The following is a 23,919-nucleotide window of genomic DNA, read 5'->3' as shown; positions in this document are numbered from 1 at the left end:
ATCTTAAGAATATCTATGTGCCGGTAGAAAAAGGCAATCCAGTACCATTGGGAGAACTTGTAGAAATACGCTACGAGCAGGGGCCGCAGATGATCAAAAGTGAGGACACATTTTTGGTGGGTTATGTCTTGTTCGATAAATTGGAAGGTTACGCAGAAGTCAATGTCGTGGAGAATGCACAGGCCTTAATTCAAAAAAAGATTGAAAATGGAGAACTCACTGTTCCAAAAGGGATCAATTATCAATTTACGGGAACTTATGAAAACCAATTGCGCGCCGAGAAAACACTTTCCGTGATCGTGCCTCTGGCCTTGGGGATCATCTTTTTAATCCTTTATTTCCAGTTCCGTTCTGTATTTACTTCACTGATAGTATTTTCAGGAATCACCGTTGCTTTTGCCGGAGGATTTTTGCTGATCTGGTTTTACGGTCAGGATTGGTTCCTAAATTTCACCTTTTTTGGAGAAAACTTGCGGGAGATGTTCCAAATGCATCCCATAAACCTGAGTGTGGCCGTCTGGGTAGGATTTATTGCCCTCTTCGGGATTGCTACGGATGATGGTGTGGTGATGGCAACGTATCTCACCCAAACCTTTGATAAAAACGACCCTGAAGATGTCAAGGAAATCCGTGCTTCAGTGGTAGAAGCAGGAAATAAAAGGATACGTCCCGCTTTGATGACTACGGCCACCACTATTTTGGCCTTGTTGCCAGTTTTGACCTCTACCGGCCGGGGAAGTGATATCATGATCCCGATGGCCATTCCGAGTTTTGGCGGCATGTTGATTGCGCTGATTACGCTTTTTGTAGTTCCTGTACTCTTCAGTTGGAGACGCGAAGCAAAATTGAAAAGACGGCTAAGAATTCTTAAAAAACAATAGAAATAATGAATCTAAATTTAAATACAACCATTCGTTTGCGTTTTCAGCAGTTCCGCTTTGGAGGATTATGTCTTGTTGCGCTGCTATTTTTTGGTTGGTCTTCTCAAGGTCAGCAATTGGAAACCTATATTGAAGAGGCTATAAATAACAATCCGAATATTCAGGCCGTAGAAAAGCAATATGCAATTTCTACGGAAAAGATATCGGAGACCAACACACTTCCCGATACCGAGTTTTCAGGAGGGTATATGATCGGAAGCGAGATGCCCATGATGCAACAAGGACAGTTTTCAGTGATGCAAATGCTGCCTTGGTTTGGAACTGTTTCTGCTCGTGGCGACTATGCCGCGGCAATGGCCGATGCGGATTTTTTGGAGATCGAAATCGCCAAAAGAAAAATCGCCATGGTTTTGTCACAATCCTATTACCGCTTATATAAAATAACTAAAAAGCAAGAGGTTTTGGATTCAAATATTCAACTTCTACAGGTTTATGAGCGGATGGCATTAACCTCGGTGGAGGTGGGACAAACTTCTGCGGTTTCGGTGTTGCGACTGCAGATGCGACAAAATGAGCTGATGGAACGAAAATTAGTGTTGGAGCAGGATTACGCCGCAGAACTGACGGCTTTCAATAAAATAATGAACCGCGATGAAATAGCCCAGATCTCAATTGTAGATAGCTTAATCATGCCCGAAAAGGATAGTGACATTGATTTTGCCAGTCTTAGTTTGCATCCAGAATTGCGAAAATTTGAGGAACTGAACAAGGTGGTTTCCCAGGCCGATGCGCTCAATAAAAAAGAGAGTGCGCCGGGGTTTGGTGTAGGGATGGAGTATATGCTATACAACGAAGCGCCAAATATGTTGATGCCAATGGTAACACTTTCGATACCAATATTCAATAAGAAATATAAATCCATCGCAAAACAGAACAAAATCCAACATGAAGCCTTGGAGGTTCAAAAGCAAGCTTCCCAAAATTCCTTGATTGCACAATTGCAAACCGCGGTTAGAGGCAGGAATGCAGCGCGTATCAGTTTGGAAACTCAGGACAAGAATTTGAAACAAGCAGATAACGCGACCGAAATATTGTTTAAAAACTATGAGACGGGCACTATAGATTTTAGAGAGGTTTTGGATGTGCAGGAATTGCAGTTGAATTTTCAATTGAATCGTATCGATGCGATCGGTGCATATTTTCATCAAGTGAGCATCATTGATTATTTTACGGGAACGAATTGATAACTATTTATCAATGAAATCGGTTACCTAATAATTTTAAAAAACAGAACAATGAACCATCTAAAATTCTTTACAATACTGCTTTTAATAGGTTGTAGCCAATTATCTGCACAAATAGTAGAAGGCAATCGTGATAATCTACCGGTTCGTGAATATACCTTGGTGATCAAAGACGAATTGATCAATAAAACCGGAAAACAGGTTAAGGGAATGACCGTCAATGGAACCATTCCAGGACCAACCTTGGAATTTACCGAAGGCGAATATGCGGTGATTTACGTGAAAAATGAAATGAGCGTTGAAACCTCAATTCACTGGCACGGACTCTTGTTACCCAATTTTTTTGACGGTGTACCTTATTTGACAACACCTCCAATTAAAGCTGGAACCACATTTAAATATGAATTTCCTATCAGACAGTCGGGAACGTATTGGTACCACTCCCACACCATGCTCCAAGAGCAAAGTGGCGTTTTTGGTTCCTTGCTGATCCATCCAAAGGAAAAAACCTTGGATTATGACCATGATTTAATTGTCATGTTATCTGATTGGACCAATGAAAATCCGCACCGCATCATGCAAAATCTTAAGCGCGGTAACGAATGGTATCAAATGAAGAAGGGAACGGCAACACCTTTGAATAAGGTCATTGCCCGTGGTGCGTTCAGTGCACAGCTCGATTTCTGGAGACAACGGATGGGTGGCGCAGACATTGCCGACGTGTATTATCCCGCATTTTTGGTCAATGGAGAGAAAACTCAAGAATATCCTAATTATAAACCAGGTGAGAAGGTACGATTACGAGTCATAAACGGTTCTGCTTCCTCTCAGTTTTGGATGACCATTGGAGGGGAAAAGCCTTTATTAGTATCTGCTGATGGGGTTGATGTTGTTCCCGTTGAACATCCTAAAACTTTCATAGCTACAGCCGAAACCTATGATTTTATAATCACTATTCCTCATCATGGGAAGATTGAGTTACGGGCAATGGCACAGGATGGTTCTGGGATAGCTACAGCGTATTTTGGAAAAGGAGAGGTGCTTCCTGCAGAAATTATAGCAAAACCTGATAAGATTGAGATGATGCAGGAGATGGCAAAAATGGATATGAAAATGGGGGCCCACGCTTTGAAATTCCGTCCAAAAAAGGATGAGCGCTATGAAATGAAGGAAGAATACGGAATGCAAATGGATGAAATGAAGATGGAAACTTCCAAAGAGGCTGCTATGGATGAGAAAATGGATCATTCCAAAATGGATCATTCCAAAATGGCAATGAAAAAGGATTCCACTGAAGCTGAAAAGGGAATGGCAATGGACCATTCAGGAATGGAAGGTATGAGTATGTTTTCAGAATACAATTATGACTATCTGAAATCGCCAGAACCAACGACCTATGATAAAGAACTTCCTGTTAAGGAAATCCTTTTGAACCTCACAGGAAATATGAACCGATATATCTGGAGTATGAACGGCGTTCCATTAAGTGAGACAGATGATATTAAAATAAGTGGAAAAGAGATAACTCGGATAACTTTTAATAACCTTACCATGATGCATCATCCCATGCACTTGCACGGTCATTTTTTCAGAGTTGTCAATGAAAATGGGGAATACTCCCCTTTAAAACATACCGTTAATGTTGCGCCGATGCAAGAAGTGACCATCGAATTCAGCGGAAACGAAGGCGACGAACATGGTGATTGGTTTTTTCACTGTCATATCTTATATCATATGATGAGTGGAATGGCACGAGTGGTGAGTTATGAGACGCCACGTGACCCAAGAATGGAAGAACATCCAGTAAAGCATTTAATCAAGGAAGCAGACGAGTTTTATGCTTGGTCGATGCTTGAGGCAGCCTCACATATGGCTTCATTTAAGTTTGTTACATCCAATATTCGAAACCAATTCAATATTTCCGCAGAATACGGCTGGAACCAAAATTTGGAAGCCGAAGTGACCTATGAGCGTTATCTACATGATTATTTTAGAGTGTTCGGTGGGGTGAAAGCTGAAAATGAAATGGCAGACAGTATGGATGATATTTCGACCACCGCTATCGCCGGGATTCGATTTTTAACACCGTATCTGTTCAATCTTGATGTCCGTATCGACAGCAAATTGAGACCACAAATTAGCTTGACCCGTGAACTATTGATTTTTCCAAGAACAGCCATTTTTGGAAGGTATGAATATCAGGCAGATTTTGGATGGGTTGATAGCCTTCCCTTCGGAAATAATTACGCAAAGGAAATTGTCTGGAATGCGGGAGTGGAATATTATTTATCACGAGACTTTTCATTGATGGCAAGCTACGACAACCGTTTTGGTGCAGGTGGTGGGCTAACGGTGAGATTTTAATAATTAAAAAATAAAATTATGGACTACAATTGGGATTTTTTAATCGTTTTTGGTGTTATAGTTATAGGTGTTCTTATTTATGCAAGAGGCAAGAAAATAAATAAAAGCTCAAAGGCTATGGACGTATTGAATGAGAGGTACGCAAAAGGAGAAATAACCAAAGAGGAATATGAAGAAATTAAGCAAAACATAGAATCAAAATAGATAGGAACAAGAAGATAATTAAGTTGCCTGTAGCGTTACAACAAAATTTAAATCAAATATCAATAATTAAAATCAAAAACAAAATGAGCAGATTAAAATCAACATTAGGTATAGTTGCAATAGCATTTATGACCTTAACAGCTGTGTCTTGTAAGGACAGCAACAAAGAACAAGACCGTACTGACGGAAATCATTCAGAAATGAATAGTGGAGAAGATCATTCAAAAATGAATCACGATAACGGTGATGGTCATCACGATGGAGAGAAAAAAGAAATGGCTATGGGTAGTGATGGTAGTCCACAAGCCGTATTAAATGACTACTTCAATCTTAAGGACGCTTTGGTTGCAGATGATAATGCAAAAGCCAAAGAACTTGGAGCGGTAATAGCATTGAGTTTCGGGAATCTTGATGTTTCAAATTATACAGATTCGCAAAAAACAGAGTTAACAGATATTATTGAAGATGCTGTTGAGCATGCTGAGCATATTTCTGAAAGCGACATAGATCACCAACGAGAGCATTTTAAAGTGTTGAGCAAAGATGTAACCGATATGGTTGCTATTACAGGAACAAAGAACACCCTATACCAACAGTTTTGCCCAATGTATGATGGAGGTAGTGCCTGGTTAAGTTTGAGCAAGGACATTAAAAACCCTTATTACGGAAGTAAAATGTTGAATTGCGGGGAAGTACAAAAGGAGATTAACTAAATGAGAATTGTAAAAACCATAGCAATAATATTACTGGTAGCGTTTGTGGGGATTCAGTTTATTCCCACAGAACGCAATCAAAGCAGCATTGTTCCAGCAACTGATTTTATGCGGGTCAATAATGTTCCTGAAACTATTCAGAAAAAGTTACAGGTTTCCTGCTATGATTGCCACAGTAACAATACACAATACCCTTGGTATAATAAGATTCAACCTGCTGCTTGGTTTTTGGAGGATCATATCAAAGAAGGTAAGGCTGAACTTAATTTCAGCGAATGGGATTCCTTATCCAACCGAAGAAAGAAAAGTAAGTTACGGTCAATTATCAAACAAATTGAAAGTGGCGAAATGCCTTTGCACTCTTATACCTTGATTCATAAAGATGCCATTTTTACGAAGGAAGAGGTAGTAGAAATGAACAAGTTTATCACACAATTAAAAGACAGTTTATAAACAATAATTAAATACAATAAAAATGAAAAAATTAAAAATGAGTATGGCAGCAATGCTATTGTTAGTAGTTTCTTTTGCAAATGCACAAAGTGGCGACGTAAAATCAGAAGCCATATTAAGTGACTACTTTAGTTTAAAAGATGCTTTGGTAGGAGATGACGCTAAAAAAGCGGCACAATCTGGCACTAAGTTGGTTGCCGCTCTTAAGGCGTTTGATTTGAGTAAATATTCAAAGGAAGATAAAAAAGAGCTAGCCGATATTATTGAAGCAGCTACCGAACACGCAGAACATATTGCCAAAAGTGCCATAGACCATCAACGGGAGCACTTTAAGATGTTGAGTAAGGATATTACAGATATGGTGGCCATTACAGGGACAAAAAACACTTTGTACGAACAATTTTGTCCAATGTATGATAAAGGTAGCGCGTGGTTAAGTACAAGTAAGGAAGTTAGAAATCCGTATTACGGTAGTGGCATGCTTAAATGCGGAAAAGTTCAAAAAACTATTCAATAGATATCCATTCCTTGAACATCCTTAATCGATATTCTGGTTTATTAGTTAACAGAAGATTATAGGATGCTTAGGATATCAGGATAGTAAGTCCTGTCGGGGGAAGGAGCACATTTTTGATAGTCAGTGCTAAAACCTTCCCATTTCAGGCACAATATATTTTTAACTTTAAAAGTTGATTTCATTGAATGACACCAAATAGTAAGAACGATTAAATGTTTGAAGTCTTTTGTATATGCCTGACTACCAAAGACCATTATGAATTTATGATGAAGAGAAGTTTATTGATAAATACTTGATTTTGAGGGGTAGATGTTTAGTTAATTGGTTGATAGTGTTTGTCCCTCATTTCAGGTGTTTTTAGCTCTTCGGATTGGACTGTCAAAATTTAGAAGTTTTAAAAATAAAACCGGCTGTAAAATTGTAAAATAAATCAACGCTTATAGTTGTTCCTGAATTATTTACAAGTCAAGAATAAAAACTAAGTCCTAATAAGAGAAAGGGAAAATCTATTTTGTTGGTTTATTAGTTAGGCCTTTCTCTTTGTTAGGCACAATGATGATCACGTTGATAGTTTGGTTTTACGACAGAAATTTATGTTTATGCCAAGGTAATAAACCAAATGGTCGGGAGAACTTGCCCTATGGTTATGAAAGAAGTTGCTTCTTTCGATTTTAAAATTCGAATAAATAATGAAAAATCATTTTCAAAGAAATAAAAGCAAAAAAATAAACCTTATGAGACTACGCATCCCTTTGAGCCTATTGTTATGTACCCTTGTTTTGACGGCCTGCAAACAAGAAGAAAAGGAAATTGAAATAATTCCTGAACAATCGCAAACTGAAATTATATCGAAGCCACCACAAAAAGTATTAAGTCCACATACTTCAACATTGGGAATATTGGGGGATACTAAAATACGTATCGATTATTCATCACCTGGCGTTAGGGATAGAATGATCTTTGGAGGTCTGTTGGCTTACGATCAGGTGTGGCAAGCTGGTGCACATATGGCGACTTGGATAGAAACCAACAATGATTTAATTATAAATGATATTGTGTTACCTGCTGGAAAATATGGATTTTTCGTTATTCCTTCAAAAGATGAATGGACCATTATTTTTAATTCCGATTGGGATCAACACGGGAAAGATGATTACAATGAAAAGAACGATGTTTTACGATTTAAAGTGAAGCCAAAAATTTCAAATGAAATAATAGAACACTTAGAATATAAGATTGTGAAAGCTAATGACAAAGAAGGAACGATATCACTTGCTTGGGAAAAGGTCATTGTTAGCTTTAATTTTCAATGTTAGTTTCAATTTTCAATCAAATCAATAAATGGTAAAGAGGAAAACAGCAATCAAAATACGAAAAACCCATAGATATTTGGGACTCTTTTTAGGGATACAATTTCTGTTTTGGACCATCAGCGGAATGTATTTTAGTTGGACGAACATAGACGATATTCATGGTGATCAATTTCGCAATTTAGATTATGTGCCAAAGGCGTTTGATGATCTCATAAGCCCTTCAAAAATAAATAGTTCTGAAAGCATTAGAAGTATCGAAATAAGAGAGATCAACACAGAGCCTTATTACTGGGTAAACAAACAACAATTGTACAATGCGAAAACTGGGGAAGCTAAAAAATATATTTCCGAAGAAGAAGCCTTATCTGTAGCCAAAAATTATATGAAAGAAGGTATGAAAGTGGCAAATATTCAAAAAATAACCGAAGTGGACGACTATCACGAATATCGGGAAAAGCTATTGCCTGCCTACGTTATTTCGTATGATACCGATGAAGCCCTAAAGGCTTATGTATCGGTAAACGATGCAAAATTCCAGACCGTAAGACATCGAGCATGGCGATGGTTCGACTTTTTGTGGATGACCCACACAATGGATTATGACACGCGCGACAATTTCAATACCATTGTGTTAAGAGTGTTTTCTCTCCTGGGATTAATTACAGTGCTAAGTGGATTCCTGCTGTGGTACACTTCCTCTCCGACGATTAGAAAAATAAAAAAGAAAGTAAGTAAATAATAACCAAAAACTCGAAAACGATGGAACATTCAAATCAACACCCAAGCAAAGGCAATTATACAAAATTCATTTTGATGCTCGCCGCATCTTTTCTTGCAATGTATATTACTATGTACCTAAACACTTATCAAATAGATCATGTTTATTTCAGTCTTACTCGGTTTTATATGAGCTGTTTGGGTATAGCTGCCATGGCCATTATAATGTTTGTGGCAATGCGTAAGATGTATCAAAACAAAAAGAAAAATATTGCAATTGTATTGGGAAGTATCATACTATTCACAAGTGCATTAGGACTTGTTAGAGCTCAAGCTCCCATTATTGGCGATGTACTCTGGATGAAAGCTATGATTCCGCATCACTCTATCGCCATCTTAACCAGTAAACGAGCGGACATTAAAGATCCGGAAGTTAAGAAATTGGCTGAAGACATAATAAAAGCACAGGAAAAAGAAATTGCAGAAATGAAAGCAATGATTAAACGATTAGAGAATAATAAATAATAAAATAAACAATGAAAAAAAATATCATTTACATAGGTGTTGCCTTGATTATTGGCATGTTGGGAGGCTTTCTGTTGTTTGGTGGTGAGACTTCAAACAATACCACAGCAGACCACGATCATTCAGAAGAAATTGCTTCTAATCAAATGTGGACTTGTTCCATGCATCCACAAATCATGCAACCAGAACCGGGAGATTGTCCTATTTGTGGAATGGACTTAATACCTGCGGAATCAGGAGGTGAAGGCCTTGCTCTGAATGAGATAAAGATGACCAATAATGCGATGGCTCTATCCAATATTCAAACTGTTAAGGTAGGAAATGTCTCTGAAACGGAGGGAAACTCCTTGTTGCTTTCTGGGAAGATTATGCCCAATGAAGAAACTAATGCGGTTCAGGCCAGCTACTTTGAAGGCCGTATAGAGAAACTGAACGTCAGTTTTACTGGTGAAAAAGTCCGAAAAGGACAATTATTGGCAACCATCTACGCTCCGGCTCTTGTTGCAGCACAACAAGAACTTTTAACCGCGGCCTCAATGAAAGAATCACAACCTACTTTATATCAAGCGGTCCAAAATAAATTAAAACTGTGGAAACTTTCGGAAAGCCAAATCGATCAAATCGAGTCTACTGGAAAAATACAAGAGAATTTCCCCATTTATGCGACGGTTTCCGGTACGGTTTCAGAAAAGATGGTGGAGGAAGGAGACTACGTTAAACAGGGACAACCCATTGTGAAAGTCAGTGATCTGGGAACTGTATGGGCAATGTTTGATGCTTATGAAAATCAGATTTCACAGCTGACGAAGGGGCAGAAATTAACGGTAACCTCCAATGCTTATCCCAACCAGGAATTTGAGGCTACGGTATCTTTTATTGACCCGATTTTGAATACCCAATCCAGAATTATTTCAGTAAGAGCAAATTTAAATAATAAAGATGGACTTTTTAAACCTGGAATGTTTGTTACATCCAAAGTGCAGATGCCAAAAAATGCTGATAATAAATCCTTGATAAGCATTCCAGCTTCCGCCGTGCTTTGGACGGGGAACAGATCTTTGGTATATGTGAAAACCAATCCTAACGAACCCATTTTCGAGATGCGGGAAGTGACCTTGGGCGCAAAAAACGGAGACAATTATACTATTGTTGACGGTTTGTCCAATGGGGAAGAAGTGGTTGCCAATGGCACATTTACCGTAGATGCAGCGGCTCAGTTACAGGGCAAGAAAAGCATGATGAATGCAGAAGGAGGTAAGACAATGACTGGTCATGAAGGTCATTTGGGAGTGCAGTCAGACAATTCAGGAACAACCGATCATTCAGAAATGAAAGAAAGGATTGCCGTTTCGAACAAGTTTCAGAATCAATTAAAACAGGTTTTTGATGATTATATTCTTTTGAAAGATGCTCTCGTAAATGATGATCCCACAAATGCTCAACAAGCAGGAAAGAGAATGAACCAATCCTTAAATAAAGTTGACATGAAATTGTTATCTGATGAAGAAGCGCACAACCATTGGATGACAATTCAAAACGAGCTAAAGGCCTCTGCAAGTGCTATTGAGAGTACTTCGGAAATCGCTACACAAAGAGACCATTTCAAGCACCTTTCTGCCCATATGATCAGTAGTGTGCAGCTTTTTGGTATCGATCAGAAAGTGTATGTTGAGTTTTGTCCAATGGCCAATAATGACAAAGGTGCGGTCTGGTTAAGTTTAGAAACAGAAATTCGCAACCCATATTATGGAGCAGCAATGTTAAAATGTGGTGAGGTAAGTGTGACGATAAAATAGAAATAATTCTGAACTGATTTTGTAATCTGAATAAGACCATAAAGTAATCTTGGTTTTATCACGGCGAACGATAATGAGTGAAAGCAGGAGAAATAGAAGAAAAAATGAAAGGAAAAAGCATCAGCCCAAAAGTGATATTACAAAAAAAGATAAAATTGTAGCTTTAGTTGTGATAGTATTGATTTTTGTGGTTACTGCAATAGCTGCTGTTTACTATTCTTTATACAAATCAGGATTAACGTTATTTTGAAACGAGTATTATATGAATGAGATTATCCATATTAAAAATATGGTCTGCCCTAGATGTATCTCGGCAGTATCCAATATTTTGGAACAACTTGAAATACCGTATGTTTCTATCAAATTGGGGGAGGTTAAATTGGTTTCAGCATTAAGTGCAAATATCAAGGACGGTCTTTGCAAAGCGCTTCAAAACTCAGGATTTAGTTTGATTGACGACCGTAAAAGTCAACTTATTGAACAGATGAAAACATTAGTTGTAGATAAAGTTCATCATTCTTCCGAGGGGCTGGATTTTAAATGGGCAGATTATATAAGCGAGAATATTCATCTTGATTATAAATATTTAAGTTCTCTATTCTCATCGGTAGAAAGTATCACGTTTGAGCAATACATCATCAACCAAAAAATTGAACGTGTCAAGGAACTAATAGTTTATGATGAATTAACTTTGAGTGAAATAGCCTTTAAAATGAATTACAGTAGTGTGGCCTATTTGAGTAACCAATTTAAAAAAGTTACAGGAATGACACCTTCACAGTTTAAAAAAGCAATTGACAAAAACCGTAAGTCATTAGATGAGATTTGATGAAAATTCAATTAAAATCAGAGATTACCTGTCCAAACTGCGGACACAAAAAAGTAGAAGAGATGCCAACAAACGCTTGTCAATTCTTTTACGAGTGTGAGAATTGTAAAACAGTCTTGAAGCCTTATGATGGAGATTGTTGTGTGTTTTGTTCTTATGGAACAGTTCCTTGTCCACCAATTCAAGAAAATAAATATTGTTGCTAACATCTGAATAATCTTTGCACAACCTGTGCATCGATTAATTTGTATCTTTGTCAAAATTTATGAAAATATTCTTTTCCATATCAATGTCAATTTTATTCTTTTTTCAGGGAATTAGCATTGATATGGACTTTTGTGGACCAATTAAAGAAATTTCAAGCATTATTACCCATTATCAAGACCATAAAGTTTATGGAGACTCTTTCCTTGAATATGTAGTTGAAGATTACATTGACAATGATGCAAAAAATGAAGGGCATCATAATAACCCAGATAAGGAGAATACACCAGTCCATTCCCATCATCAATGTTGTCACCCTTTAGTATTAATTATTGCGAACAACAATTCGGCTTTAACCAATCGACTAAAGTTTGAAGAGAAAAAACAGTTTAACTTACATAAAGTAAACTTCACTTCCAGATATCTGGAATCGCTTTTCCAACCCCCTAAAGTATAATTCAGTTTTTTTAGGATAGCTATATCCTACCGTGATGCTTTTAAAAGTAAGTATCGCATCATAAACGCATTGCATCTCTTTGCATTGCGATGTTTAAACTGAATTAATACTTTTTCTATGATTAACAAAATCATTTCATTTTCCATTAATAACAAGTTTATTATTGGGCTCTTTATAGTGGCACTTGTAGGTACGGGCATTTGGTCTATGGCCACTATAAATCTGGGTTCTGTACCCGATATTACCAACAACCAAGTACAGGTTATTACAGTTGCCCCAAATTTAGGTACTGAAGACATTGAGCAATTTGTTACCTATCCGGTAGAATTGGCAATGGCAAACCTTCCTGACGTTATCGAGCTGCGTTCCGTTTCCCGTTTTGGTCTTTCTGTGGTTACCATTGTTTTTAAGGACGAGGCAGGTACTTATCTTCCCCGGCAATTGGTGCAGGAGAAATTAACCGAAGTTGCTGGAGAAATCCCCGAAGGCTTCGGCACACCATTTATGGCACCAATAACTACGGGTCTGGGCGAAATCTACCAATACACCCTAAAAGTAAAAGAAGGCTACGAAGATAAATACGATGCTATGGAGCTTCGTACCATACAGGATTGGATTGTAAAACGACAAATGGCATTAGTCCCCGGAGTCGTCGAGGTCAATGCTTTTGGAGGGTATGTGAAACAATATGAAGTGGCCATAAATCCTGATAAATTAAAAAGTTTTGGCATTACAATGAATCAGGTTTTTGAAGCCCTGAAAGTGAACAATGCCAATACAGGTGGTGCTTATATCGAGAAAAACCACCAAGCAAATTTCATTCGCGGAGAAGGTTTGGCGCGTAGCATTGAAGATTTGGAAAACACCGTTGTAACCACACAAAACGGAAGCCCTGTTTTAGTGCGGGATGTCGCTGAAAAAGTGGGCTATGGGAATCAGGTGCGATATGGTGCGTTTACCCAAGATGGCCACGAATCTGTTGGTGGACAAATACTGATGCTGAAAGGCGAAAGTCCAAGTAACGTTATAGAAAATGTTGAAAAGCGCATTGTAGAAATCCAAAAATCCTTACCGGAAGGCGTTTACATAGATACGTTTTTAAGTCAAAGTGAATTGATAGGAAGAACCACAAGTACCGTAAAAACAAACCTAATAGAAGGAGCGCTTATTGTTATATTTGTTTTGGTCTTGCTTTTGGGGAGCTTCCGTGGAGGATTGATAGCTGCTTCGATAATCCCTTTGTGCTTATTATTTGCATTTATTTTGATGAAACAATTTGGCATTTGGGCAAACCTGATGTCATTGGGTGCAATTGATTTTGGGATTATTGTTGACGGTGCGGTAATTATAGTTGAGGGTACGGTTTTCCACATACATCAACGGATGAAAAAATCCAAGGCTATCATAGGACAATCCGAGATGGATGAAATAACCTACGATTCTGCAAGTAAAATGATGAATTCTGCCTTTTTCGGTCAATTAATCGTACTCATTGTTTTCACACCGATTCTGTTTTTGACAGGTGTAGAAGGAAAAATGTTTCGACCTATGGCATTCACTTTTGGATTTGCCGTTTTAGGGGCAATTATTCTTTGCCTTACCTACGTACCAATGATGTCGTCCTTATTTTTAAAACCTGCTAAAAATCAAAATAGTTGGTTTGCCAAATTTGAAAACCAGATGGATAGGATAAGCGATAAAATTATGGATTTTTTAAATCGCGCGTATCTACCCATACTTAATTTTGCACTTCGCTTTAGGGCTGGTGTGGTTATAGGAGCGGTTTCATTGCTATTAATTGCAGGATTTGTATTTAGCAATATGGGAGCAGAATTTGTCCCGAAATTTGATGAAGGCGATATTGCCTTTCAAGCCTTGATAAAACCAGGGAGCAGTCTTACAGAATCTATTGAGGCTTCAAAAAAACTTCAGAATTTAATCAATGAATTTCCAGAAGTAAAAACGGTAGTTTCAAGGATTGGTGTGGCCGAAATACCAACAGACCCAATGCCTATGGATATTGCGGATAGTTACATTATTCTTGAAAAAGACAAGAGTAAATGGACTTCCGCAGATAGTAAGGAGGAGCTCATAGAAAAAATACAAGAAAAAATTTCAGTAGTGCCTGGTGTAAACTTTGTGTTTACACAACCTGTTGAACTTCGATTTAATGAATTGCTGACTGGCGTTCGTGAGGACGTAGCCATCAAATTATATGGAGAAGATTTAAACGTGTTGGCAGATAAGGTTCAGGAAATTGCTGCGGTCATACGGAAAGTTCCGGGTGCTGCAGACCTTAACGTAGAGGCTACAAGTGGTTTGCCCCAAATGACCGTGGTGTATAACCGCGCAAAAATGGCTCAATACGGAGTAACCGTTGACAAGCTGAATGATTATGTGAGTGCATCGTTTTCAGGAGAAGCCGCAGGTGTGATTTTTGAGGGCGAAAAACGCTTTGATGTAGTCATTCGTTTGGCGGAAGACTTTAGGCAAGACATCAACAGCCTTAAGAATTTGTATATCGATTTGCCAAACGGAGCGCAAGTGCCTTTAAAGGAAGTCGCGGACATCAGTTACAAACCAGGACCAATGCAGATTTCAAGGGACAATACCTCGCGGCGTATTTCGGTTGGTGTCAATGTTCGTGGGCGAGATGTAAAATCGATGGTTGAGGAGATTCAGCAAAAACTGGAAACGGAAGTGAAACTGCCACCGGGATATTATGTTACTTACGGAGGGTCATTTGAAAACCTGCAACGTGCGTCAGACCGATTGATGATCGTAGTCCCAATCGTTTTAATAACAATATTTGTTCTGCTTTACTTTGCTTTGAATTCATTTTCACAAGCCTTGATGATCTATATGGCGGTACCTTTGGCAGCCATAGGTGGCGTTTTCGTTTTGTGGATTCGTGGAATGCCTTTCAGTATTTCGGCGGGAGTCGGGTTTATCGTACTCTTCGGAGTTGCCGTATTAAACGGCTTGATTCTTATAAACAAATTCAATGAACTAAAAGACAGTGGAATGACAGATATAAAAAAACGTATATACGAAGCTACGCACGAACGTTTACGTCCAATTTTATTGACAGCCATTACAACAATTATGGGCTTTATCCCAATGGCGGTTTCCACCTCTGGTGGTGCCGAAGTACAACGACCATTGGCAACAGTAGTGATTGGAGGAATGCTTACGGCAACCTTTCTGACCTTGGTGGTTATTCCTATTCTTTATTACTGGCTCGAATCGAGAAAAGAACGAAACAATAACGATGGAGCTATAAGCTATGTCAACAAATCAACTAACATTGTAACCGTATTATTGATGGTTGGCGGTTTGATGGCTTCTGGAACTGCTTTTGCCCAAGACACCAATGCAGATGGAACAATTCCAAAAACCTTGACCGTGGATGAGGCCATCGCTTTGGCAAAACAGAATTATCCTTCTCTTAAAGAAAGTCAAGCCTTTATAGAACGTGAACAGGCTATGAAAGGCACAAGTTTCGACTTGGGCAGTACGCAAGTTTTTACGGGAAAGGAAGAATATGGCAATAATCTTCCCGGAGTACAGACTACCATTGGTGTGCAACAGGGCAACATTGATTTGCTTTCAGGATTTTCAAAATCGAAGTTTTACAAAGAGCGTATTGCCTTGGGAGAAAAGTTTTATGTGGCCAATGAACAACAGTTGGTGCGCAATGTGATGCAAGCCTATGACCAAATTAATTATTACAAGGCACAGTTGCGTTTTGCAGAACAGCTGGATAGTGTTTATATTAATTTTAGGGAGGCTGCTGAATTGCGTTATGAAACAGGGGAAACCGGGAAATTGGAATTTATTGCAGCATCTTCGGAATATCAGCAAATACAAGTATTAAAACAACAAGCCTATGATGATATTGAAATTGCCAAACGTGCTTTAAAACAGTATTTGGGAACGGATGAAAGCATTGAAACGGTGAACGATTTTTACGAGCCATTGGATTTTATGGCAAATTTGGATTCTACCTCGGTAGCAAACAACCCAATATTGCAATATGCGTTGCAGAACGCCGAAGTAAGTAAAGCAAATGTGGGTGTTGAAAAATCGCAACTCCTACCGAAATTCAGTTTATCGTTTGGAAGGCAAGTAGTGGATGATGTTTCTGGATTCAATACCTATCAGGCAGGTATTAGTATTCCGTTATGGTTTTTTCCGCAGAAATCGAGGATAAAGGCAGCCAAGGCAGATGCAATGGTCGCAGAAAACCAATATTTGGAACAAAAGGCAACCACCGAAAGCCAGGTGTCGCAATTGTTCAAATCCCTTGAAAAAACGCGGAAAATATTGCAGTATTATGAAGAAGGCGCATTGCTTTTGGCGGAAGAACAAATAACCACCGCAGAATTGGCATCCAAGGAAGGCGAAATAGATTATGTCAACTATATAACCATCCTTAACAGTGCCATCAGGATAAAGCAAACACATTTGGAATACATCAATCAATACAACCAACAATCTATTGAGGTACAATATCAGTTGGGTAATCTATAATATAATAAAGAAGAAAAATGAAGAATATACTATTAGTAAGTACCGTATTATTTACACTTATGTTTATGAGTTGTAACGATGGCCAAAAATCTGAACTTGGGCATAACGAAGCTGAAGGCGTATCAAAAACCGAAGCAGGTGGCGAAGATGCACACGGCGAAGAAGGTCACGACGAAGAAGAAGGAGGCCATAGTGAGGAAGAAGGCGTTGTAGAACTTACAAAGCAACAGGCTGAAACCATCGGTTTGGAAATGAAACCTCTGGAGGAACGGAATTTAGGGAACAACATTAAGGTAACGGGTACGCTGGAACTTTACCCACAGGACAAGGCGAACATCAGTCCGTTTGTTGGTGGAAATGTGAGTTCCATAAAAGTTGTACCTGGAGATAACGTAAGCAAAGGACAGGTGCTTGCGTATATTGAGCATCCAGATATCATTGCAATTCAACAGGATTATCAGGAAAAAAATGATGAACTGGTCTTTTTGAAACAGGATTTTGAGCGTAAGCAGACTCTTTATGATAAAGGTGTTTCTTCTGGCAAGGAATTTCAGATGGCGCAGTCAAAATTTCGTTCCACAACATCCAGCGTCAATGGTTTGCGTTCCCAATTGAGACTGTTGGGCATCAACCCGGACAAGGTGGCTGAAGGCCAAATATATTCCGCAGTTCCCATTATCACGCCCATAAGTGGCTATGTGGATGAAGTAATGATTAGTCTGGGCGATTATGTGGCACAACAATCCAAAATGTTCTCAATAAGCGATAATTCAAAGATTTATGTCAACTTCAAAGTATATGAGAAGGACATAAAGCAAATCAAGAAAGGGCAACAGATATATTTTTCAACGGCTTCTCGTCCGGACGAACTGCTTAAGGCAACCGTTAGGTCTGTTGGCAAAACCTTCAATACTGACCCAAAAGCATTGGAAGTCCTTGCAGACATTGAGAACAAGGATAAAAACCTGTTGCCGGGTATGTACGTGGAAGGACGCATAGTGCAGGGCGAAAAAAAGGGTTTTGCCGTACCGGAAGCTGCCATTATAAAAGAAGGCGAGCAATCCTTTATTTTTATTTTGGATGAAGATGAAGCAATGGAAGCGAACAAAATGAAATTTAAAATGATACCCGTAACGGTTGGTATTACTGATTTGGGCTTTGTTGAAGTCAATTTACCTGCCGAAGTTTCAACGGTTGCCAAAGTGGTCATAAAAGGAGCTTATAACCTGTCTTCGGAAATGGTTAAAGGCGAACTGGAACACGGACATTAATTCAATAATAATCAAAGATTTTGATTCCGAGTTTGTTTATCGTCTTAATTGGTTAGTTAAAAATTAGAAAACAGGCTCGGTTCAAAATCGATTAAAAATTTAAAAAATTCATAATATGAAGGAAATAAAAGCATTTATAAAACCGAACCGAATCCAAAGAGTCATTGAAGCACTATCTGATAATGGGTTCAAAAGTATGACCCTTTCACAAGCAGAAGGCACTGGCGCATTCAAATCAAAAGGTGCAAGACCGTCGTTGGATTTTCACGTAACAGATAGTCCAGTGGTTAAGTTGGAACTGGTCTGCCAAAATGAGGAAGCCCAAGCGGCCATTGAAACAATTATAGCCAACGCCAAAACCGACGGGCCTGGAGATGGTATTATATATATAGCAAATATTGAAGATGCCTTTCAGATTAAAACTGGAGATTCCTTAAAACGGTACGACCTATAAAACACTTTATCACAAATGGAAAAAATAGTCCAACTACTTGAAAGCAAAGGGATACGACCTACGGCTATGCGCCTTATGACTTATAAGCGTTTAGCAGAATTAGAGGTGGCCATCAGTCTTGGCGATTTGGAAAAGGATTTTAAGGTCAGTGAAAGAAGCACCCTATTTAGGACTATGAAAGCGTTTGAGGAAAAAGGTATTGTACATCAAATTGAGGATGGGACAGGTGTTATAAAATACGCCCTTTGCGAAGAGAACTGTGAATGCGAGGTCGGCAACGACCTTCATTTGCACTTTCATTGCAACAACTGTAATGAAACGGTCTGTTTAACAGAACATAAAATCCCGCATATCAGCTTGCCCGATGGCTACATTACCGAAGATATTAATTTGGTGGTAAAAGGTATCTGCGAAAAATGCAGCGATAATTTGGGTTGAGTTTTAGGTTTTTCAATTCAATCATCATTTATAAATAATGAGCAATGATAACAATCTATAAAAAAGAAGCTACGGTATATATGGTGGCTGAAAACAAGCTGGATGCCAAGGATTATGAGAACTTGATACCGGTCTTAACAGAACATATAAATGCCTATCAGGAAGTGTTCTGGTACATTGAAATGCAAAATTTTGAAGGCTGGACGGTAAGTGCCTATTGGAAGGGCATTGAATTGAATCTTCCGAATGAAACGCATTTAAAGCGTGTTGCTTTAGTGGGTAGCGTTAAATGGCAGGAGCAATTTACCGAGGCATTGCTTCCTTTTTCAGAAGCTCATATAAAATTTTATAAGCCAGAAGAAAAAGACGATGCCAAAGAATGGATAAAAAAAAATAGTAAAAAATGAAAAAAATACAACTAAAAATTCCAGTTATCCTTCCGCAAGTTCCAAACGAAAAAGATACTTGTGTTGAGCGGCTTATAAAAGAATTACAGGCTAAAGAGGGCATCGAAAAAGTACACGTTGCCGATACAAAGGAAGATGACACACCACAGCTCTGTTTTCATTATGACCCCGATATCATTTCTATAGACCGCATTCAATCTCTCGCAGAACAGACGGGTGCCGAGATTACCGAAAAATACGGGCATTTGCTCATAGAGGTTAAAGGAATCAGACATACAAGACAGGCACGTTCCATAGAGAAAAGTCTTTTGGCAATCAATGGGGTTTTGGAGGCTTCCGTTTCGGTCTCTGGAATGGTGCGCCTTGAGTTTGATAAAAAGCAAACAAATTTTGATGAAATAAGTAAACAGATTGAAAAGGAAGACCTTCAGGTTAAGCGGAGTTCTTCAAACGAAAATAATTACACCGAAGCATCCAAAAAAAAACAGGAACGTTCAAAGAAGGAAGATACTAAAGAGCAAACTTCCACAGAGGGCCACGAGCACAAGGAGGGCGAGACCCACGAGGAAGGAGAAGAGCACGCCCACGGTGGGGTTTTCGGTAAAAATACGGAGCTTATTTTTTCCATTATCTGTGGGGCACTTCTCGGGATAGGTTTCGGGCTTTCTTATGTGGAATCCATCCCGGATTGGGTCAGTCTTACTTTGTACATTGGCGCGTACTTTTTCGGTGGTTTCTTTACGGCCAAGGAAGCGGTTCAAACTGTGGCCAAGGGTGGTTTTGAAATTGATTTTTTAATGCTGGTCGCTGCCATTGGTGCCGCCATTCTGGGAGAATGGGCAGAAGGTGCACTGTTGTTGTTTTTATTTAGCCTTGGGCACGCCTTGGAACATTACGCAATGAACAAAGCAAGAAAAAGCATTGCTGCGCTTGCAGACCTTGCACCAAAAACAGCATTGCTTAAAAAAGATGGCAAGACCGAAGAAGTTGGAATTGAGCAATTGAGTATTGGCGATATTATAGTGGTCAAGCCCAATAGTAAAATATCCGCAGATGGCGTCGTGGTCAACGGAAAAAGCAGTGTAAACCAGGCCCCTATTACTGGGGAAAGTGTACCCGTGGATAAACTTCCCGTGGAAGATACAGGCAGGGACTATTCGGCAGACGATGATATCAAGGATGAAAATCGGGTATTTGCCGGAACTATCAACGGTAATAACACGCTGGAAATAAAGGTAATCAAAGAAGCCAAAGACTCTACCCTGTCCCGACTGGTCAAATTGGTCAACGAGGCACAGACCCAGAAGTCCCCCACGCAACTGCTGACCGATAAGTTCGAAAAATACTTTGTGCCATCCGTACTGATACTGGTTGGTATCCTACTCTTTGCCTTTCTGGTCATTGACGAACCGTTTAGTGCCAGCTTTTATCGTGCAATGGCGGTATTGGTAGCTGCAAGTCCCTGTGCACTGGCCATTTCAACACCAAGTGCCGTATTGAGCGGTGTGGCAAGGGCAGCACGTGGCGGCGTGCTCATCAAAGGTGGGCGACCACTTGAGGATTTAGGGGTCATAACCGCTTTGGCTTTTGATAAAACAGGCACGCTTACCGAAGGCAAGCCCAAACTTACCGAAGTAGTACCATTGGGGGATATTGAAGAAAATGAACTGTTAAAGATAGCCGTTGCCGTTGAAAACTTGAGCGACCACCCTTTGGCCAAAGCCGTCGTAAGGGATGGGAAAGAGCGTCTGAAAGGTACTGATATTATCGATGCGTCAGATTTGGAAGCAGTTCTCGGAAAAGGTATCAAAGCTTCTTTGGGCAAGGATAAAATCTATATTGGAAACCTTGACTTGTACGAAGACCTCGATGAAGCAAAACCATCCGAAGATATATCGAATAAAGTAAAAGAACTTGAAGGTGGTGGAAATACTACGATGCTCATAAGAAGGAACAAAGAATATATAGGTATCATCGCCCTGATGGACACCCCACGGGAAGCGGCCAAGGAAACACTGAAAAAATTAAAGGAAATCGGTATCAAGCGGATGATAATGCTAACCGGGGATAATCAAAAGGTTGCCGATGCCGTTGCTAAAGAAATTGGGTTGACCGATGCCTGGGGAAGCCTGTTGCCAGAGGAAAAGGTAGATGCCATTAAAAAATTAAAAGAACAGGAATCCAAAGTCGCAATGGTAGGCGACGGTGTGAACGATGCCCCTGCAATGGCAAACAGCACAGTAGGTATCGCAATGGGTGCAGCGGGCAGTGATGTGGCCTTGGAAACTGCAGACATTGCCCTAATGGCCGATAAATTGGAAACCCTGCCCTTTGCCATAGGCTTGAGCAGGAAGGCAAAGGCAATTATCAAGCAAAACCTTTGGGTAAGCCTCGGTATTGTGGCATTGCTTATCCCATCGACCATTATGGGTTGGGCCAATATCGGTATTGCAGTGGTCATCCACGAAGGCTCAACATTACTTGTGGTTTTTAATGCGTTAAGGCTTTTGGCTTATAAGAAATAGCATCAAATATATGTTTTGAAAAAAGGGTTTGCTTTTGAATTAATATTGCAATGACTAAAACGGAAAAGATACTATTAAATCACGGTATTCGACCTACTCAAATGAGGTTGAAGATATACAAGTTCCTGAAAAGGAAGCAAAGTGCCGTGTCCTTTTCCGATTTGAAAAAGGCTTTTGTTCAAAAGAGCGAAACCAATAAAACAGCAAACAGAACGACATTTTATCGAAATCTCAAGATTTTCGAGGATAAAGGGCTGATTCATCAGATTAATGATGGGGTCGGAGTGGCAAAATATGCTATTTCTGATGAAAACGCCAAAGATAAATACGGTATAGATTTACATCTGCATTTTCATTGTACCGATTGCAGAAGAACAATCTGTTTACCGAATAAGATATCGAAAGAAAGCTTGCCAGACGATTATGAAGTGAGAAATGTGAACCTGATATTAAAGGGAATATGTGAAAAATGCAGGCAAAAATATTAGATGGAAGTTTCAGAATTCTGAACCCTTGGGTCCAATGGTCAGGTTCAGGTTTCTTCCACCTTCTCTAACTTAAAAAATATTATGGCAGAATTAAAAAAATCATTGGGAACAATTCGCCTTACCTTTTATGGAGTAGGCACTATCGTGGGTGCAGGAATATATACTGTCATAGGCGCAGCAGCTGGACAAGCAGGTACCGACCTTTGGTTGAGTTTTGTTTTCGCTGCAATTGCTGCCAGCGTTTCGGCATTGTCTTATGCAGAGTTATCCTCTACCTATCCCAATGCAGGTGCCGAATTCATTTTTGTACGCAAAGCGTTTCCGAAAATTGACATTCCTTCCTTTCTCACTGGCTGGACAATTGCCTTTCACAGTTCTGCCACGATAGCCGCTGTATTGCTGGCCTTTTCAGGTTATTTCAACACTTTTTTTAGTGTGCCTTCCCTATTGATAAGTTATGGCGTATTGATAATTCTTTCATTGATAAGCATTACGGGAATCAAGAAATCATCTACTGCCAATATTATAATGGTTAGCATACAACTTTTGGGATTGTTCATTCTTATTGTGGTCGGGCTTGCAGAAACTGGCCCGCCAAAGGCTGAATTTTTTAAAGTTGAATCCTTTTCCGGTACTTTGGCGGCTACCGCAACCTTGTTTTTTGTCTATACAGGTTTTGAGCATATGGCTGCATTGGGTTCTGAAGTAAAAAACTCTGGCAAGACCATTCCTCGTGCCTTTCTACTGACAATGGTTTTTACAACCGTTATCTATCTGCTCATAGCTTTTACGGTACTTAACATTGCCGACCCGTCAGAACTGGCAAAAGTAGATTCGCCACTTTCACTTGCGGCATCAAATCTCAACAGTTGGTTGCCCGTGACATTGGCGGTCGCAGCACTTTTTGCTACTGCCAATGCGGCCTTTAGCGGTATTATCTCTATCAGCAGGCTGCTGTTTGGAATGGCAAGCGTGGGCGAACTTCCGAAATTTATGACCAAAACCAATGCACATAAAGTGCCGTGGGTTACTACCATTGTGGTTATGGCGGCAGTTGCGGGTTTTATGCTATTGGGCGATATTAAAATCGTAGCGGGAATGTCGTCATTGGGTGCGTTGCTCGTCTTTGTCGCCGTGAACATTGCCCTTATCGTATTGCGTTTCAGAGCACCAGATAAAGACAGGCCCTTTAAAGTTCCTTTATCTGTTGGGAAAGTTCCGATACTGCCAATTTTGGCGATAATCATAAGCCTCTCTTTGGTCATACAATTTGATTGGAAAGTTTATGCCGCGTTTGTGGGAGCGATTGTAGTAGGTATCTTGCTGGATTATTTTTTGGATAAAAGAGAAAAAAAAGATATAGACCCCGAAAAGGAAAAGGAATTGTTTAACCACTAATATATTTTTTATGGACTGGACATTTGAAGAATTTAGAGCAGAGCTTGACACCCTTAATCCATCGGTAAGAAAAAAGGCAATTGAAATTGCGAAAGAATTAATCGAAAAGGAAGACTTTTCAAAAGAAAAGGCCATCAAAAAAGCAATTGTAATGGCTGAAGAATGGTTTTACGATTTAGAAGGATAAT

General features: G+C 39.4%; 23 protein-coding genes. All 23 read left to right on the top strand.

Features of this window, described 5'->3' with window-relative positions:
* On the top strand, positions 1 to 881 hold an 881-nt coding region (locus G6N06_RS18560; RefSeq protein WP_163518198.1), incomplete at its 5' end, for an efflux RND transporter permease subunit.
* A 5-nt stretch (positions 882 to 886) separates the two neighbouring features.
* A complete protein-coding gene (locus tag G6N06_RS18555) occupies positions 887 to 2,125 on the top strand; it encodes a TolC family protein (protein WP_163518197.1) in 1,239 nt (412 codons plus the stop codon).
* A gap of 51 nt (positions 2,126 to 2,176) precedes the next feature.
* The gene (locus G6N06_RS18550; RefSeq protein WP_163518196.1) at positions 2,177 to 4,489 is read left to right on the top strand and encodes a multicopper oxidase domain-containing protein; all 2,313 of its coding nucleotides are present in this window, start codon (positions 2,177 to 2,179) and stop codon (positions 4,487 to 4,489) included.
* An 18-nt stretch (positions 4,490 to 4,507) separates the two neighbouring features.
* Complete coding sequence (locus tag G6N06_RS18545) at positions 4,508 to 4,693, top strand: SHOCT domain-containing protein (RefSeq protein ID WP_163518195.1); 186 nt, start codon at positions 4,508 to 4,510, stop codon at positions 4,691 to 4,693.
* Between the two features lie 83 nt (positions 4,694 to 4,776).
* Positions 4,777 to 5,406 carry a DUF3347 domain-containing protein gene (locus tag G6N06_RS18540; RefSeq protein ID WP_163518194.1) on the top strand — a complete coding sequence of 210 codons (630 nt, stop codon included), beginning with the start codon at positions 4,777 to 4,779 and terminating at the stop codon, positions 5,404 to 5,406.
* Positions 5,407 to 5,859, top strand: coding sequence for a heme-binding domain-containing protein (locus G6N06_RS18535; protein WP_163518193.1), 453 nt, complete (start codon positions 5,407 to 5,409; stop codon positions 5,857 to 5,859). It begins immediately after the preceding gene.
* Positions 5,860 to 5,911: 52 nt separating this feature from the next.
* Entirely contained in the window at positions 5,912 to 6,376 is a 465-nt protein-coding gene (locus tag G6N06_RS18530; RefSeq protein WP_371865872.1) for a DUF3347 domain-containing protein, read from the top strand.
* A gap of 734 nt (positions 6,377 to 7,110) precedes the next feature.
* Positions 7,111 to 7,692, top strand: coding sequence for a DUF2911 domain-containing protein (locus G6N06_RS18525; protein WP_163518191.1), 582 nt, complete (start codon positions 7,111 to 7,113; stop codon positions 7,690 to 7,692).
* Between the two features lie 25 nt (positions 7,693 to 7,717).
* Complete coding sequence (locus G6N06_RS18520) at positions 7,718 to 8,428, top strand: PepSY domain-containing protein (protein ID WP_163518190.1); 711 nt, start codon at positions 7,718 to 7,720, stop codon at positions 8,426 to 8,428.
* A 20-nt stretch (positions 8,429 to 8,448) separates the two neighbouring features.
* On the top strand, positions 8,449 to 8,931 hold the full coding sequence (locus tag G6N06_RS18515; RefSeq protein ID WP_163518189.1) for a DUF305 domain-containing protein: 483 nt from the start codon (positions 8,449 to 8,451) through the stop codon (positions 8,929 to 8,931).
* Between the two features lie 11 nt (positions 8,932 to 8,942).
* On the top strand, positions 8,943 to 10,727 hold the full coding sequence (locus G6N06_RS18510) for an efflux RND transporter periplasmic adaptor subunit (RefSeq protein WP_163518188.1): 1,785 nt from the start codon (positions 8,943 to 8,945) through the stop codon (positions 10,725 to 10,727).
* A gap of 262 nt (positions 10,728 to 10,989) precedes the next feature.
* Positions 10,990 to 11,556: a helix-turn-helix domain-containing protein gene (locus G6N06_RS18505; RefSeq protein ID WP_163518187.1), complete on the top strand. Its 567-nt coding sequence runs from the start codon at positions 10,990 to 10,992 to the stop codon at positions 11,554 to 11,556.
* On the top strand, positions 11,556 to 11,762 hold the full coding sequence (locus tag G6N06_RS19950; RefSeq protein ID WP_084709024.1) for a GDCCVxC domain-containing (seleno)protein: 207 nt from the start codon (positions 11,556 to 11,558) through the stop codon (positions 11,760 to 11,762). Before G6N06_RS18505 ends, G6N06_RS19950 begins: the two co-directional genes overlap by 1 nt.
* A 59-nt stretch (positions 11,763 to 11,821) precedes the next feature.
* A complete protein-coding gene (locus G6N06_RS18495) occupies positions 11,822 to 12,217 on the top strand; it encodes a hypothetical protein (protein ID WP_226789943.1) in 396 nt (131 codons plus the stop codon).
* Positions 12,218 to 12,334: 117 nt separating this feature from the next.
* On the top strand, positions 12,335 to 16,750 hold the full coding sequence (locus G6N06_RS18490) for a CusA/CzcA family heavy metal efflux RND transporter (RefSeq protein ID WP_163518186.1): 4,416 nt from the start codon (positions 12,335 to 12,337) through the stop codon (positions 16,748 to 16,750).
* Between the two features lie 17 nt (positions 16,751 to 16,767).
* Positions 16,768 to 18,021 carry an efflux RND transporter periplasmic adaptor subunit gene (locus G6N06_RS18485; RefSeq protein ID WP_163518185.1) on the top strand — a complete coding sequence of 418 codons (1,254 nt, stop codon included), beginning with the start codon at positions 16,768 to 16,770 and terminating at the stop codon, positions 18,019 to 18,021.
* Positions 18,022 to 18,136: 115 nt separating this feature from the next.
* Positions 18,137 to 18,475, top strand: coding sequence for a P-II family nitrogen regulator (locus G6N06_RS18480; protein ID WP_120187509.1), 339 nt, complete (start codon positions 18,137 to 18,139; stop codon positions 18,473 to 18,475).
* Positions 18,476 to 18,490: 15 nt separating this feature from the next.
* On the top strand, positions 18,491 to 18,913 hold the full coding sequence (locus G6N06_RS18475; RefSeq protein ID WP_163518184.1) for a Fur family transcriptional regulator: 423 nt from the start codon (positions 18,491 to 18,493) through the stop codon (positions 18,911 to 18,913).
* 44 nt (positions 18,914 to 18,957) lie between these two features.
* A complete protein-coding gene (locus G6N06_RS18470; protein ID WP_163518183.1) occupies positions 18,958 to 19,320 on the top strand; it encodes a SpoIIAA family protein in 363 nt (120 codons plus the stop codon).
* The gene (locus G6N06_RS18465) at positions 19,317 to 21,845 is read left to right on the top strand and encodes a heavy metal translocating P-type ATPase (protein WP_163518182.1); all 2,529 of its coding nucleotides are present in this window, start codon (positions 19,317 to 19,319) and stop codon (positions 21,843 to 21,845) included. The genes G6N06_RS18470 and G6N06_RS18465 overlap by 4 nt, the downstream gene beginning before the upstream one ends.
* Positions 21,846 to 21,895: 50 nt before the next feature.
* Entirely contained in the window at positions 21,896 to 22,333 is a 438-nt protein-coding gene (locus G6N06_RS18460) for a Fur family transcriptional regulator (protein WP_045079535.1), read from the top strand.
* Positions 22,334 to 22,414: 81 nt separating this feature from the next.
* Entirely contained in the window at positions 22,415 to 23,731 is a 1,317-nt protein-coding gene (locus tag G6N06_RS18455) for an APC family permease (protein WP_163518181.1), read from the top strand.
* A gap of 10 nt (positions 23,732 to 23,741) precedes the next feature.
* Positions 23,742 to 23,918 (top strand): hypothetical protein, encoded by a 177-nt coding sequence (locus G6N06_RS19765; protein ID WP_165586669.1) that lies wholly within the window; start codon positions 23,742 to 23,744, stop codon positions 23,916 to 23,918.
* The last annotated feature ends 1 nt before the right edge of the window (position 23,919 follow it).

Source organism: Gelidibacter japonicus, assembly GCF_010725055.1.
GTDB classification, from domain to species: domain Bacteria; phylum Bacteroidota; class Bacteroidia; order Flavobacteriales; family Flavobacteriaceae; genus Gelidibacter; species Gelidibacter japonicus.
Note: the sequence above shows the minus strand (reverse complement) of the source record. Positions and strands in the feature narration are given on the sequence as shown.